Below are 15,566 nucleotides of genomic sequence, written 5' to 3' on the forward strand. Positions count from 1 at the left end.
CTTCCTTGTGCTGTGCAGTGCAGAGCCGGTGTTTACCGGCTCTGCTTTCGTTTATTTACGGGTGAAGATCAGATCCCAAACGCCATGCCCAAGGCGTAGTCCACGTGTTTCAAACTTGGTTTGTGGACGGAAATCGGGACGAGGGGCATAATCGTCAGCGGTATTAGTCAGCAACGGTACGTGACTCAGTACATCCAGCATTTGTTCGGCATAATTTTCCCAGTCGGTGGCGCAATGTATATAGCCGCCCGGCTTGATGCGGCTGGCCAGCAGTTCGATGAACGGTGGCTGAACCAGACGGCGCTTATGGTGGCGTTTTTTGGGCCAAGGGTCGGGAAAATAAATATGGACGCCGGCAAGCGTGTCAGGAGCAATCATGTCGCGTGCAACCTCGACGGCGTCGTGCTGGATGATGCGTATATTGGTTTGGGCTGCCTCATCTATGCGTTTGAGCAGTGCACCGACGCCCGCGTTGAACACTTCAACACCCAGAAAGTTGTCGTCTGGCCGTGCTTGTGCAATCTTCAACGTGGTTTCACCCATGCCGAAGCCAATTTCCAGTACCGTGGGGGCCGACCGGCCAAATGCCTGGTCGAGGTCTAGTGGTGCGCAGCGATAGGCCACAGACCATTGCGGCAGCAGGCGATCCAGGGCTTCCTTCTGGCTGGGCGTAATATGGGCGCGCCTGTGTACGAAGCTGCGGATGTGACTGGTGCCAGACGGTGCGCTGGACGTGGTTACCACGTCGTCGGCCTGCGTTATGGCCGGAAGCTTGCTGGCGGCAGCGCCCTGTGGGGTCTGCCCGCCGGATTTTGGTTCGGTATTCGTGTTCATGGCTGAATTGTAGCGGTTGCCGGGACGGTTTTTTACCGTGTCAGGGTCTGATCAGCAGATTACAGGCAAGAGATCAATAGCAGCGCTATAATTCGGCACTTCGCGCTATGCGGGTGTAGTTCAATGGTAGAACGGCAGCTTCCCAAGCTGCATACGAGGGTTCGATTCCCTTCACCCGCTCCACACAGACTTTCCAAGGTGTTCTGCTGACATAGGCTGAAAGTCGCCCCGTGCTGCGCCGATGTCGAAACACGCAATCAATCAATTGAATCTCCCCGGCCCTAGGTCGAATCTGCTGCGGCCCATATTTCCAATATGCTGGAAATAAAAACAATATGTTGTTTTTATGAAAAGCCAACACTAGACTGCTTTCGGTTTCTCCACCTCTCCTTTTGGGTTGTGTGCCCTGTGAGTCTGGAGAGTGTGCAATGCACTGAACACTAGGAATCAGATAGATGGATGCCGTCAGTTACTTGCCTGTCGATGTCGACCAGGCCACGCTTGTGGGAAGGGTATGGTTGCCGGGGCCGCAAGGCGGTCCCAGCACCGTTGTCGTCAAAGAGGGTATGGTCTTCGATATTTCGGCCTATGCGCCCACCATGGCAGACCTTCTTGACCAGGATGACTGTGTCGGATTTGTACGTAGCGTGGCAGGCACCCCTATCGGCCTGGTTACTGATCTGGTGCGCAATAGCCTAAACCGGACGCTGGAAAGCGCGTCGCCTGTGCTGTGCGCACCCTGTGACGTGCAGGTCGTCAAGGCGTCGGGCGTCACGTTCATCATCAGTCTGCTCGAGCGGCTCATCGAAGAAAGAGCCGGCGGTGATGCCCGGCAGGCCCAAATCATTCGCGACTCCTTGCAGCAATCAATCGGCGCCGAGTTGTCGTCGGTGCGCCCCGGATCCGACAGTGCGCGGCAGTTGAAGAGCGAACTGGTCCGGCGCGGCGAGTGGTCCCAGTATCTGGAGGTTGCCATCGGCCCGGATGCAGAGGTTTTCTCTAAGGTGCCGCCGATGGCATCGGTCGGTCAGGGAGACAGAATAGGCCTGCACCCGGATTCCCAGTGGAACAATCCAGAACCCGAAATCGTGCTTGCCGTCGACAGCCGGGGAAGGGTACGGGGTGCCACGCTAGGCAATGACGTCAATTTGCGCGATATCGAAGGCCGTAGCGCCCTGTTGTTGGGACGGGCCAAGGATAACAACGGCTCTTGCTCCATCGGTCCATTTATCCGCCTGTTTGATGAGCACTACACGCTGGACTCCGTCCGACAGGCTGAAGTTTCGTTATTGATCGAGGGCCTGGATAGTTTCAAGCTCGAGGCCGTCAGCCACATGAGCCTGATCAGCCGGGATCCGCTGGACCTCGTTGCTCAGGTCTACGGCGATCACCATCAATATCCCGACGGTTTCATGCTGTTCCTGGGCACGATGTTCTCGCCCGTCCAGGATCGTGGCGCCCCGGGTGCCGGGTTCACCCATCACATGGGTGACATCGTGACTATTTCATCACCGTTGCTGGGTGCCTTGGTCAATGAGGTCGGGCTGTCCACCAAGATTTCACCCTGGACGTTCGGCGTGCGGGCGCTATATCAGAATTTGGGTTCGCGGGGGCTGCTGCCCGTTTAGCCAGGGGCATTCCAATTGAAGTAAAGCCTGGAAATACGGGCGATGAATAAAAGAGAGAACTAAGGAGATGAGGTTGGAGGACAAAGACAGCAATGTGACAGTGCCCAGGATCCGGGCGCTGTCCGATCTGATGTTTAAGGTGTTGACCGCCGCCCTGGCCCTGTGTGTTTTCGTCATGCTGGTGTTGGTGTTCGGTAATGTAGTGCTGCGTTATGTATTTAATTCTGGAATCAATATTTCCAGCGAGATCGCGCGGCTGGCCTTCGTCTGGCTGACGTTTGGCGGGGCCGTGCTGGCCTTCAGGACGCGCGAGCACCTGGCGATCAACATGGGCATCGAGCGATTTTCGCCCAAAATGCAGAAAATCGTCCACTTGATCCGGCAGTTGCTCATCCTCTGGGTGCTGTGGCTGATCATCACGGGGGGCTGGGCACAGACCGTAATCAGCATGCGCACCGTCACCCCGGTGGCTGGCATGCCGATCGCCGTCTTCAGTGGTGCCGTTCTGTTTTCAGCGGTGGCCATGGCCCTGATGGTAGTACTGGATCTATTCGTGGCAGTGCGCACACCCGCACTGCCAGAGAATACCAAGGTGTTTCGCACCTCGGTGGGCAGCGAGTAGGAGATCTGATCATGGACGTCCTCATTTTTGTTGGTACGCTGCTTGGCTTCATGGCTTTTGGTATACCCATCGCCTTTGCGCTGATCCTGAGCGCTATTGCGCTGATGTTTCATCTGTCCTTCTTCGATCCCCAGATCATCGTGCAAAACATGCTCACGGGTGCCGATAATTTTTCGCTCATGGCCGTGCCGCTATTCATTCTCGCGGGTGAAGCCATGAATGCGGGAGGCATGTCCAGGCGCATGGTCTTCATGGCAACCACGCTGGTCGGTCACATCAAGGGGGGCGTGGGCTATGTGGCCATCATGGCCAGCATTCTGCTGGCGGCCTTGTCTGGCTCGGCTGTCGCTGATGCGGCCGCATTGGCCGCACTGCTGGTTCCCATGCTGCGTGATCAGGGCTACGACATGAGCCGATCGACCGGCTTGATCGCCGCCGGCGGGATCATCGCTCCCATCATTCCACCCTCGATTTCCTTCATCATCTTTGGCGTGGCAGCCAATATCTCGGTCACCAAGCTGTTCATCGCCGGTATCGTCCCGGGTTTGCTCATGGGGTTGACGCTGACGGCGGTCTGGGCTTATTCGGCGCGCCGTTCGACGAGCGTCACGATGGCGCCCAAGGAAAGCGGCGCAGTTCGACTGAAGGCATTCAGGGATTCTCTCTGGGCCTTGATGCTGCCGATCATCATCATCGGCGGGTTGCGGGGTGGGATTTTCACGCCGACCGAGGCGGGGGCTGTCGCCGCAGCCTATGCCTTGTTTGTGAGTGTTTTCGTTTACCGAGAGATCACGTTGCGTACGCTCTATCTGGTGTTGGTCAATACGGCCAAGACGACCAGTATCGTGATGTACCTGGTGGCGGCAGCGCTCGTGGCGTCCTACATGATTACGCTGGCCGATCTGCCTACTCAGCTGATCGATCTGCTGGGTCCGCTGACGGATTCGCCCACCTTGCTGATGTTCTGCATCGTCATTCTGCTGACCCTGATCGGCACGTCCATGGACCTGACGCCCACCATCCTCATACTGGCACCGGTGCTGATGCCGGTCATCGAGAAGGCCGGTATTGATCCGACCTATTTCGGAGTCATTTTCGTCATCGTCGGCTGCGCCGGTCTGTTGACCCCCCCGGTGGGTACTGTGTTGAACGTCGTGAGCAGCGTGGCGCGCGTTCGGATGGAGGAGGTCATCAAGGGGGTGACGCCTTATGTCATCGCCTACACGCTACTGGTTGCTCTGATGATAATTTTCCCGCAAATCGTACTGGTCCCCCTGGACTGGTTTTATTAAAGGCCGGATCGCGAGGGCCGTGGCCATGGGCTGCTGCCGGCAAACCGGCGATATTTCTGGAGGATGACAAATGTCTGTTGATCTGAATAAAAGATTGAGTCTTAAAACGGCGGTGCTGGGCCTGGCCGCGGCCATGACCATGGGCCTGGCCAGCTACGATGTCATGGCCAAGGACATCAATTCGCGGATCATCCGCTTTGGTTATGGTTTGGCGGATTCGAGCCCGTCGGGCCATGCCGTGCGTTTCTTCGCCGAAGAAGTCGGCAAGCTGAGCGACGGCAAGATGAAGGTCAAGACCTATGGCAACGGCTCTCTGGGCTCCGACGAGCAGATGCAGAACGCACTGATCGGCGGGTCGCAGGAGCTGACCTTCGTTTCCACTGCGCCGCTGGCGGGTATGGTTAAAGGCTTTGGCGTCTTCGATTTGCCTTTCCTGTTCGACAATGAAAAAGTGGCCGATGCGGTGCTGGACGGCCCCGAGGGTAAGAAGCTGCTGGACACCTTGCCTGAACAGGGGCTGATCGGCCTGCTGTATTGGGAGAATGGCTTCCGCAACATCACGAACTCGCGCCGTGCGATTGCCAAGATGGAAGATATCAAGGGTATCAAGCTGCGTGTCATGCAGAACGAAGTGGCGCTGGCGGTGTTTAATGGACTGGGAGCCAATGCCATCCCCATGCCCTTTACCGAATTGTTTACGGCGCTGGAAACCAAGACCGTCGACGGCCAGGAAAATCCCCTGAGCACGATCAAGACCAGCAAGTTCTACGAAGTCCAGCCGTATCTGACGATTTCCAATCACGTCTATACGCCTTTCGTCCTGCTGGCCTCGAAGCGCTGGTGGGATGACCTGACGGCTGATGAGCAGGGTGTCATTACCCAGGCTGCCAAGACCGCCCAGGCTTACCAGCGCAAGATCAGCCGCAAGGCAGACAGCGAAGCGCTGCAGTTCATCAAGGACCAGGGTGTCGAGGTGTCTCGCTTCTCTCCCGAGGAAAAGGAAAAGATCCGGACGACGCTGCAGCCCATCGTGGCCAAGCTGCGTACAGAAATCGGACCCGATACGGTGGATGGCATCATGAAGGCCGCGAAAGCAGCACAGTAAGCATCCGCGGTAAGCGGCGTAGCATGCGAGTCGCCTCGCGGCTGCGCCGCGCCAGTATGCAGGCCGTATGATCCGGCCGACTCGATCACGGAGGGCGGCACCGTGGGTTGATCGATTTTCTTTTGCCGCCGGAAGCATTTGAAGGCGTTGTCTTATGTCTGATTCTGAACAATCCAAATTGCGTAGCCGTCGCTGGTTCGACAACCCGGCCGACCCGGGGATGACGGCCATGTACGTCGAGCGGTACATGAACTACGGAATCACCCGTGCGGAGCTGCAGTCGGGCAAGCCGATTATCGGCATTGCGCAGACCGGTTCCGACCTGTGTCCCTGTAATCGCCATCACATCGAATTGGCCAAGCGCGTTCGGGACGGCATTCGTGATGCCGGGGGAATTCCTCTGGAGTTTCCCATGCATCCGATCCAGGAGACAGGCAAGCGCCCGACGGCTGCCATCGACCGGAACCTGGCTTATCTGGGGCTGGTGGAAGTCCTGCACGGCTATCCGCTCGATGGTGTTGTTCTGACGACCGGCTGTGACAAGACGACTCCAGCGTGCCTGATGGGCGCTGCGACCGTCAATATCCCGTCGATTGTCCTGTCCGGAGGTCCGATGCTGGATGGCTGGTGGGACGGCAAGCTGGCGGGTTCGGGCACGCTGATTTGGGAAGCCCGCCGTCGCCTCGCGGTCGGAGACATCGACTACAACGGCTTCATGGATGCCGCGGCCGCCTCGGCACCGTCGATCGGCCATTGCAATACCATGGGAACAGCCCTGTCCATGAACTCGCTGGCCGAGGCCTTGGGCATGTCGCTGCCGGGGTGTGCGGCTATCCCTGCGCCGTACCGGGAGCGAGGCTGGATGGCGTATGAGACGGGTCGCCGCATCGTCGATATGGTGCACGAAAATCTGCGCCCCTCGGACATCATGACCAAGGCGGCCTTCGAAAACGCTGTCGTGGCGGCAGCAGCGCTGGGCGCTTCGTCCAACTGCCCGATCCACATGATCGCCATCGCCCGTCACATGGGCATAGACCATACACTGGAAGACTGGCAGCGGCTCGGTCCGGACATTCCCTTGCTGGTGGACTGTCAGCCGGCGGGCCGGTATTTGGGCGAGGCCTTTCACCGTGCCGGTGGCGTGCCGGGCGTGATGCGGGAATTGATGCAGGCCGGTAAGCTTGATACGGATGTCATGACGGTCACAGGTAAAACGTTGGCTGAAAACCTGCAGTGCGCGGACGAACCCGACCGTGAAGTTATCCGGGCTTACGAAAACCCGCTCAAGGATAATGCCGGCTATGTGGTGCTCAGCGGCAATCTGTTCGATAACGCCATCATCAAGACCTGCGTCATTGACGACAAGTTCCGTGCGCGCTTTTTGTCTGATCCCGATCAACCGAATGTGGCCGAGCTGCATGCCGTCGTCTTCGAGGGGCCCGAAGACTATCACGCCCGGATCGAGGATCCCGCGCTCGGAATTGACGAGCACACGCTGCTGGTCATCCGCAATGTGGGGCCTGTGGGGTATCCGGGAGGCTCGGAGGTCGTCAATATGCAGCCGCCGGCCGCCTTGATCGCGCGCGGCATCGATACCTTGCCCACCATGGGAGATGGCCGGCAAAGTGGCACGTCGGCCAGTCCCTCCATCCTCAATGTCTCGCCAGAGGCCGCCATTGGTGGCGGACTGGCTTTATTGGAGACGGGCGACAAGGTTCGTTTGGACCTGAATGCGCATCGGGTCGATGTGCTGATTTCCGATGCGGAACTCGAACAGCGGCGCGCAGCCTGGCAGCCGCCCAAGCTAGTCAATCAGACGCCCTGGGAAGAGATCTATCGCGGCACTATCGGCCAGCATGGAACAGGTGCCTGCCTGGAACCCGCGACGCTCTACCTGAATATTCTGGAGACTCGCGGTGAGGCCCGCAACAATCACTGAGGGCAATACCCGGTCGCTGGCCGGGGTGCGATGGCATGAGACTGGGTCGGAACAGGATGGCACGGCATGAGCAGCGTTTTTGACACTACCAGGCGGCGGAGTCTGCCGCCGCAAGGGGTGGCCGAATTCAAAGAGATATTCGGGACGCGGTTTGTGACGTCCGGCGCTGTGTGTGCGCATTACGGCAGGGATGAATCACCCTATCCCGAGTGTCCGCCCGACGCCGTCGTGTTTCCACGCGACGCGGACGAAGTCGCGCAGGCCGTCAGGCTGTGTAATCAGTATCGTGTGCCGATCGTTCCATTCGGTGCCGGTTCGTCCCTTGAAGGACATGTATTGCCTATCGAGGGCGGAATTACATTGTCCATGACGGAGATGAACCAGATCATTGCAGTGCAGCCCGAGGATTTCACCATCACCGTTCAGCCGGGCGTCACGCGGACCCAGGTCAATGATGCGCTGCGCGACACCGGCCTGTTTTTCCCCATCGACCCGGGGGCGGATGCGTCGATCGGAGGGATGGCTGCGACGCGTGCATCGGGCACCAATGCGGTGCGTTACGGCACCATGCGCGAGAATGTCGTGTCGCTCAAGGTCGTGACGGCCAATGGCGAGGTCATCCGCACAAGCAGCCGGGCGCGCAAATCGTCCGCCGGTTACGATCTGACGCGGTTGTTCGTTGGCAGCGAGGGCACTTTGGGGGTCATCGTAGAGGTGACGCTGCGAATTTATCCGCGGCCCGAGGCGGTGACCGCGGCAGTCTGCAATTTTCCGACCTTGGCTGATGCCGTGCGGTCGGTGGTAGAGATTATGCAGACCGGTACCGCCATCGCCCGCATTGAGTTCATGGATGAGCGTGCGGTCGGGGCCGTCAACCGCCATAGCCGGCTGGAGCTTGCGGAAACTCCGCTGTTGTTGTTCGAGTTTCATGGCAGTGCCGGTGGCGTGCGCGAACAGGCTGAGGTGGTTCGGGAAATCACGCGCGATCATGGCGGATCGGGGTTTACCTGGGCCGAGAACCCGGAGGACCGTGCGCGCTTGTGGGCTGCCCGGCATCAATCCCATTTTGCGGGGCTGCAGTTGCGACCTGGCGCGCGCAGCGTTGCCACGGACGTTTGCGTGCCCATTTCGAAACTGGTCGATTGCGTCACCCAGACAGTGGAGGACCTGAAATCGGCCGAGTTTCCGTTCACGATCGTGGGCCATGTTGGGGATGGCAATTTTCACGTTCAGATGCTGATCGATCCGGATAGCCGCAAGGAATGGCAGGCGGCCGAGGCTATCAATCATCGCCTGGTTCACCGGGCTATCGGCATGGAAGGTACCTGCTCGGGCGAGCATGGCGTCGGCATCCATAAAATCGAATTTCTGAAGGCCGAGCATGGGGTGGCTGGTGTTGAACTCATGCGATTGCTGAAACACGCTTATGATCCGTACAACATCTTCAATCCGGGTAAAGTGCTTGCTTGGGATGCATGACTTTGAGACTTTCACGGTGGTGTAGATCGAAATGAGTGATTCCAATTCCGCAGTGCCCGCGGTGGACCGGGCCGATGCTGTTCTTCAGGTGCTGGCCTCGAGCAGCGAGCCCGTGAGTCCGACTGACCTGGCCCTGCACACCGGCCTGGCAAAAAGCACGCTTTACTTGCTGCTCACTTCGCTCGAACAGCGACGCTGGATCGAGAAAAAGGGAAGTGGCTACGTTATAGGCATTGGGCTTTACATGCTGGGCTGCGCCTATGTGCACTTCGATAATCTGCAGCATATTTTCCGGGCGGCAGCCGCAGAATTTGTTAATGCGCACAATGAAGTTGTCCAGCTGGCCGTGCTGCAGGGCAAAGAGGTGGTCTATCTGGCACGCGAGGATGCACACCGTCCGGTTCGTCTGGTTTCCGATATGGGGACCAGGCTACCCGCTCATGCCTGCGCCCTGGGCAAGGCGCTGCTCGCGCAATTGTCCGATGAAGAAGTCCTGCAGTTGCTGCCGCAAGAACTCGTGGCCATCACGGATCGCACGATTACCCGGCATGACATATTGCTGGGGGAACTTGCGACGGTCCGCCGGTCTGGGCTGGCGCTTGATCTGGAGGAGGTGGCTGCGGGGTTGAATTGTTTTGCAGTCTACGCCGGAGAAACCCCGACGGGGCGCAGGATTGCGGTCAGTACGTCGATCCCCACCGACCGTCTGGGCCAGAAGCGGGAAAAGGCCATTATGCAGGCTATTGTGCGGGTGGCCGAACAAGTCAAACAGCGTCTGTCGACGCGTGGTTGATCCGGTGCCTGAGCGCGGCAAAGCATAAAACACCTGGTTTCGATGCCGATGCTGGCAGGACGATATGCTTTGTTTTTTCGAAACCCCATCTTAATCAGAACGATAGCGGCTTTCGGAACGCCACCGCATTGCTTGCTTTCCTTGCCGGTAAGTGTAGAGAGCGGTCTGATATTTTCAATAATGAATCAATGGCTTGGATATTTTTTATCGGGTAAATACCAGGGTGCCTGATGCTGCTGGCTAATATTGATTTCAACTCCCTTCCGGCAGCGCTTCAGCAGGCAAACACGCATTGACAGTGATGTAAGCGCATTGCTAGAGTCTGCTACAGAGATTTCAGTAGCACCGCATTTTCCATTTCAGTTCCCACAATAAGTTCAGTAGTTTTATTGATCAAAATAATTTGGAAGGGGAAAAAGAGTGAGCTCCGCCCAACTGCCTTCGCGGATGAATTCGCCAGCCAGGAAAAGCATAAAACTCGATCAGCAAACGATAGTGTTTTTGCTGTTCATCGTGATCTTTGCTATTTTTTCTGTTGCATTGCCAGGTTTCTTTAGCGTGGGCAATATCGTGGCCATGTTGCGCTCCATATCGGTGCTTGGCATCCTTGGTTTCGCGATGGCTATCGTCGTAATCGGACGTGGAATCGATCTGTCCATGGTGGCCGTCATGGCGGTGCCCACGGCATTGATCATGACCCTGGCCGGTGCTGGCCTGGGGCTGTGGCCCTCCTTGATTCTAGGCCTGCTGTTTGCAGTGGCGGTAGGGCTGCTCAACGGTATTTTTGTTGCCTACGCCGAGATCCCGGCCTTGTTTGTCACGCTGGCAGTGGGCTTAGGCCTGGCAGGCCTGGGCCAGGTGGGCATCCTGAAATCCGATATGGTGCCATGGCCTGAACAAATGAATGCATTGTTGTGGCTGGGCGGTACCGATATCGCTGGTATCCCCAGCAGCATCATTGTTGTCGCTGTCGTTGCGGTATGCACCTGGCTGTTCCTGAGCCGCACGAAGCTGGGGCTGTTCATCTATGCCATTGGCGACAATCCCAATGCCGCGCGCACTACAGGCATTCCGGTTCGCCCCATCATGGTTTTTCAATATGTACTGGCAGCGCTTATTGCGGTGCTGGCTGGCCTAGTGATGGCTTCTTCCAATAGCCTGATGGACACCCGTATCTATAACCTCTCCCTGATTTACGACATTATCTTGGTCGTAGTACTGGGCGGTGTGGGTTTGTCCGGAGGGCGTGGTGGGGTGCTCAGCGTGGTCGTGGGCACTTTGTTGGTGGGCACGATCATTAACGGCATGACCATTATGAATCTGGCCCTCGATATGCAAAATCTGCTCAAGGGCATTGTATTGCTGTTTGCCATTGCCCTGGACAGCGTGTTGAATCCCCGTAACGAAGAAACCGCACAACAAGGCGATATCTAGCGTCAAGCTACTCCAAGGAGACAATCATGAGCAGTTTTCAATTATTTCGCGACAGGCGTTTAGGACGACGGATTGCGACGGCAGTGTTGAGTCTGTCGGTTGCCGTGGGGGCGGTATTCGCTTCCGCAACGGTTTATGCGCAGGGCCAGGGCGCCATCAAAGACCCCGAACGCACCCATTACTACGAAACCTTCAAAGGCAAGCGGGTGGTGTTTGTGCCGGTGTTCATGGGGCTGGACCTTACCGAGGGCTGGTCCAGGGTCATGAGCCTGCAGGCCAAGCAGCTGGGCTATGACTACGAGGTCCGCAATGCCAACTTCGATACGTCAGCAGGTGTGCAGATACTGACTCAACTGCTCAACGAAGATCCCAAGCCCGATGTGGTGGTGATTCAAAACCCCGACGTCACCTCTTATGCCAAGATCGAGAAACGGCTTGAAGACGCAGGCATTTATGTGATTCAGCTCAACATGAAAAGCCTGACCATGACGACGGGCTTTGCAGGGGCCGACGCCACCGTCATCGGTGAAACCCAGGCCGAGTGGGTAGCCAAGCAATGCGGGCCAGACAGCTCACAAAAAATCATGATTCTCAATGGCCCCACCACAGCACCCTGGACGGTCTACATGCAAGAGGGCTACAACAATGTCCTGGCAAAGCACCCAAACCTCAAGGTCGTGGCGCGTCAGTCCATAGGCAATTACGAGTCTTCCAAAGCCAAGTCCATTACCGAGGTCACCCTCAAGCAACATCCCGATCTATGCGCCATCATGGGTGTCTGGGATATTCCCGATCTGGCAACGGCCGCTGCGGTAAAAGATGCGGGTAAAACCGGCAAGGTTCTTATCTCTACCAGTGGTGGTGGCGGCGAAGTCGCTTGCAAGGGTCTGAAGACCAAAGCTTTCGATCACTATGTTAGCTATGACGTACCGGGCCAAAGCCGCGACGTGAACGACCTGATTCAGATGGCACTCCAGAGCCCCGACAAGCCGGGCAAGCTCAAGGTTGCTTTGTACACCCCGCTGTTTGTTTACACCCAGGAAGATGCCGATAGTCATCAATGCTGGGCGGTAGACACCCTGCGTCAGTAAAACTGCATCAATAAGGGCTCCCGCACTACCGTGGAGCCCACGAAGAAAATTTTATCAAGATGGCCGGCAGTCTTGGCCAGGTAATGGCTTTACACGGAGAATGCCATGGAATGCTTTCGCTTCAACAACCGTATGGGTGTGGGCCGCAAGACGGTAACCCTGATGATTGCTATGTTTGCCGTGCTTCTGGCGGTTTGTTTTGCGGGCCAGGCCTACGCACAGGGCTCGGGAGCAATCAAAGACCCGGAACGTACACGGTACTATGAACTTTTCAAAGGCAAGCGGGTGGTGTTTGTGCCGGTGTTCATGGGCCTGGACCTTACCGAGGCCTGGTCCAAGATCATGGGCTTGCAAGCCAAGCGCCTGGGCTACGAGTACGAGGTCCGCAACGCTAATTTCGATACCTCGGCAGGGGTACAGATCCTGACGCAGTTGCTGAACGAAGACCCCAAGCCAGATGTCGTCGTCGTGCACAACCCCGATGTCACATCCTATGCCAAGATCATCAAAAAGCTTGAAGATGCGGGCGTCTACGTCGTTCAACTGAACATGAAGAGCCTGGCCATGAGCACCGGCTTTGCCGGCGGCGACGCCACGGTCATTGGCGAGATGCAGGCGCAGTCCGTGGTCAAGCATTGCGGAGCAGATACCTCCCGCAAGGTGCTCATTCTTAATGGGCCTACGACAGCGCCCTGGACGGTCTATCTGCAAACTGGCTATAACAATGTATTCGAAAAAAATCCGGACATAAATATAGTTGCCCGCCAGTCTGTGGGTAATTATGAATCGTCCAAGGCCAAGTCCATCACCGAGGTCACCCTGAAGCAGCACCCCGATTTGTGCGCCATTATTGGCGTTTGGGACGTGCCCGACCTGGGGACGGCCTCTGCGATTGCACAAGAGGGCAAGACGGGCCAGGTGTTCTTGTCGACCAATGGCGGCTTCAGTGATTTCGCCTGCAAGGCTATCCAGGAAGGCAAGTTCGACAACTACATCAGCTTCAACGTGCCGGGACAGGGCCGCGATGTCAACAACCTGATTCAAATGGCGCTGCAGGCTCCCGATGAACCAGGCAAGCTCAAGGTGGCACTGTATTCGCCGCTACGCGAAGTCACCAAAGCAACCATGGATGCAAGCGCTTGCTGGTCACTTGATACTGTGCATCAGTAAGCCGAATTCGCGTGCTCCGCGCGGGGCGCTGCTTGTTGAACTTAAGGGAAGCACCACAGAAGCATGGATACGGTAAAAAAACTTCGTTATCGTTACTGGCCTGACAGGGCGATTGGCGAACTGCTGGCAAAGCAATGGATGGAAACGGCGGTACCGCTGATCGTACTTCTGGTGGTCGTCGCCGTCTTTGCCTCCATCGTCGATAACTTCCTCTCCTTCAACTCCATATCTGTCCTGTTGCGACAAGCCAGCGAGATAGGCTTTATTGTTTGCGGCATGGCGTTGGTGCTGATTGTGGGCGGCATAGACCTGAGTGTGGGGTCCATGTATGCGATCTGCAACGTCGTGGTGCTGTATCTCATCCATGTGCTCGAGTGGCCCGTTCTTGCCGCGATAGGTGCAACGCTGGTTTGCGGTGCATTGATGGGGGCCGTCAATGGCGTACTGATCGGCTATCTCAAGCTGCGTGCCTTTCTTACGACGCTGGTCACGCTCATCATCTTTCGCGCCATCTTCAATCTTATTCAGTTCAAGTGGGCGGTGGAAATCGCCTCCACCATTCCTGATTCCGATCTCTGGGATCAGCTGGGCAACGGGTCCTTCCTGGGTTTGCCCATCTCGATGTGGATTTTTCTCGTCGTGGCGATTCTCTTCCACATATTCCTGACTCGAATGCGCGGCGGCTGGCATATGATGGCCGTCGGAGGCTCGCGCCGCTCCGCCTACAACTCAGGTTTATCGGTCAACCGGATTGCCGCTTCGGCTTACGTGGCATCGGGTGTCTTTGCAGCAGTTGCGGCAGTGTTGTTTGCCGCCCGGGTTGACAGCAGCAGCGCCGATACCGGGATAGGCCTTGAGATCATTGTGCTGGCGGCTGCCTTGCTCGGAGGCATCAGGCTGGGCGGTGGCAAGGGCTCGGTTGCCAAAGTAGTCCTTGGAACACTGATTGTGCTGATCGTCACCAATAGTCTCAGGGGTTTGTCTGTTCCGGCAGGATATATCCGCATGGCGCTGGCCTTCATCATGATCGCGGCCGTGACGCTCGATATTCGCTGGTTCAAGAATCGAGGCAAGGCGCTCAGAGAACTCTACGTCAGCCCAGGATACCTGCCTTTGCCTGCCGCACCCAGCGTGGGGGTGGAAGGGTCGGGGTCGCCCTATGCCGTCAACAATAAGCTGGGCAATATCGAGCGCATCGGCCTGGGCATGGTAGAGTCGCCCGAAGATGTCATCCTCGACGAGGACGACAACCTTTATTGCGGGACACGCCATGGCAACATCATGCGCTTCTTTGCGCCCGACTATCAACGTTCGGAACTCTATGCCCATATAGGCGGCCAGCCCCTGGGTATGGCCTTTGACAAGAGCGGTAATATTTACGTCTGCGTAGGTGGCATGGGTCTGTACCGGGTAAACCGCAAGGACCGCTCGGTAGACAAGGTTACAGACGAAACCGGACGGTCCTTGATGTCGGTGGTCGATGACAGCCGTCTGCGATTGGCCGACGACCTGGATATCGCACCCGACGGCCGCATTTTCTTTTCCGAGGCTACGGTACGCTACGAGATGCACGAGTGGCCTATCGACAGCCTTGAGGGGCGTGGCAATGGTCGCATTATCTGCTATGACCCGAATACCGGGCGGACCCATACCGCGCTGAAAAATCTTGTCTTCCCCAATGGTGTCTGCATGGCTTCCGATGGGCAGTCGCTATTGTTTGCGGAAAGCTGGGCATGCCGGATCAGCCGCTATTGGTTTGATGGGCCCAAGAAGGGTACGGTCGAAGTCATCATTCCCGATCTGCCTGGCTATCCGGACAATATCAATCGGGCTTCCGATGGCAATTACTGGATTGCCATCATGGGCATGCGCAGCCCGACGTTTGATTTGGCCATGCGTTCACCTGCGTTCCGGCGCCGCATGGTCAAGCGTCTGGGACAGGATGAATGGCTGGCACCCAATATCAATGTGGGCTGCGTCATTAAATGCGATGAAAATGGCCAGGTCCTTGAGTCTTACTGGGATCGCAGCGGAGAAAACCATCCCATGATCACCTCCATGCGCGAGCATCGCGGTTATCTGTACCTGGGTGGAATCTCCAACAACCGCATCGGACGCTACAAACTCGAAGACGCAGATCCCGAGTTCATGCAATATCCTATCGAACGGGCTTGAAGGC

Annotated in this window: 12 protein-coding genes and 1 tRNA gene; 12 read left to right on the plus strand and 1 reads right to left on the minus strand. The window is 57.1% G+C overall.

Annotated features, from left to right (window positions below; translation table 11 throughout):
- Positions 1 to 51: 51 nt before the first annotated feature.
- Complete coding sequence (gene trmB / locus ERD84_RS14940; RefSeq protein WP_218948079.1) at positions 52 to 834, minus strand: tRNA (guanosine(46)-N7)-methyltransferase TrmB; 783 nt, start codon at positions 832 to 834, stop codon at positions 52 to 54.
- Between the two features lie 109 nt (positions 835 to 943).
- On the opposite strand from trmB, the gene ERD84_RS14945 reads away from it, so the two are divergent.
- From ERD84_RS14945 to ERD84_RS15000, 12 genes are all read left to right on the plus strand, one after another.
- Positions 944 to 1,017: transfer RNA gene (locus tag ERD84_RS14945), tRNA-Gly, on the plus strand.
- 272 nt (positions 1,018 to 1,289) lie between these two features.
- Entirely contained in the window at positions 1,290 to 2,462 is a 1,173-nt protein-coding gene (locus tag ERD84_RS14950) for a fumarylacetoacetate hydrolase family protein (protein ID WP_130040475.1), read from the plus strand.
- Between the two features lie 73 nt (positions 2,463 to 2,535).
- The gene (locus tag ERD84_RS14955) at positions 2,536 to 3,084 is read left to right on the plus strand and encodes a TRAP transporter small permease (protein WP_245150718.1); all 549 of its coding nucleotides are present in this window, start codon (positions 2,536 to 2,538) and stop codon (positions 3,082 to 3,084) included.
- A gap of 11 nt (positions 3,085 to 3,095) precedes the next feature.
- Positions 3,096 to 4,376 carry a TRAP transporter large permease subunit gene (locus ERD84_RS14960; protein ID WP_130040476.1) on the plus strand — a complete coding sequence of 427 codons (1,281 nt, stop codon included), beginning with the start codon at positions 3,096 to 3,098 and terminating at the stop codon, positions 4,374 to 4,376.
- A gap of 70 nt (positions 4,377 to 4,446) precedes the next feature.
- The gene (locus ERD84_RS14965) at positions 4,447 to 5,481 is read left to right on the plus strand and encodes a TRAP transporter substrate-binding protein (RefSeq protein WP_130040477.1); all 1,035 of its coding nucleotides are present in this window, start codon (positions 4,447 to 4,449) and stop codon (positions 5,479 to 5,481) included.
- 154 nt (positions 5,482 to 5,635) lie between these two features.
- Positions 5,636 to 7,420: an IlvD/Edd family dehydratase gene (locus tag ERD84_RS14970; protein ID WP_130040478.1), complete on the plus strand. Its 1,785-nt coding sequence runs from the start codon at positions 5,636 to 5,638 to the stop codon at positions 7,418 to 7,420.
- A 66-nt stretch (positions 7,421 to 7,486) separates the two neighbouring features.
- On the plus strand, positions 7,487 to 8,899 hold the full coding sequence (locus tag ERD84_RS14975) for an FAD-binding oxidoreductase (RefSeq protein WP_130040479.1): 1,413 nt from the start codon (positions 7,487 to 7,489) through the stop codon (positions 8,897 to 8,899).
- Positions 8,900 to 8,930: 31 nt separating this feature from the next.
- Complete coding sequence (locus tag ERD84_RS14980; protein WP_130040480.1) at positions 8,931 to 9,692, plus strand: IclR family transcriptional regulator; 762 nt, start codon at positions 8,931 to 8,933, stop codon at positions 9,690 to 9,692.
- A gap of 420 nt (positions 9,693 to 10,112) precedes the next feature.
- Positions 10,113 to 11,126: an ABC transporter permease gene (locus ERD84_RS14985; RefSeq protein WP_245150719.1), complete on the plus strand. Its 1,014-nt coding sequence runs from the start codon at positions 10,113 to 10,115 to the stop codon at positions 11,124 to 11,126.
- A gap of 26 nt (positions 11,127 to 11,152) precedes the next feature.
- Positions 11,153 to 12,217, plus strand: coding sequence for a sugar ABC transporter substrate-binding protein (locus ERD84_RS14990; protein ID WP_130040481.1), 1,065 nt, complete (start codon positions 11,153 to 11,155; stop codon positions 12,215 to 12,217).
- Between the two features lie 105 nt (positions 12,218 to 12,322).
- The gene (locus ERD84_RS14995) at positions 12,323 to 13,387 is read left to right on the plus strand and encodes a sugar ABC transporter substrate-binding protein (RefSeq protein WP_130040482.1); all 1,065 of its coding nucleotides are present in this window, start codon (positions 12,323 to 12,325) and stop codon (positions 13,385 to 13,387) included.
- Positions 13,388 to 13,450: 63 nt separating this feature from the next.
- Positions 13,451 to 15,562 carry an ABC transporter permease gene (locus ERD84_RS15000; protein WP_130040483.1) on the plus strand — a complete coding sequence of 704 codons (2,112 nt, stop codon included), beginning with the start codon at positions 13,451 to 13,453 and terminating at the stop codon, positions 15,560 to 15,562.
- Positions 15,563 to 15,566: the final 4 nt, after the last annotated feature.

The organism is Pollutimonas harenae (assembly GCF_004153685.1).
GTDB classification, from domain to species: domain Bacteria; phylum Pseudomonadota; class Gammaproteobacteria; order Burkholderiales; family Burkholderiaceae_B; genus Pusillimonas_C; species Pusillimonas_C harenae.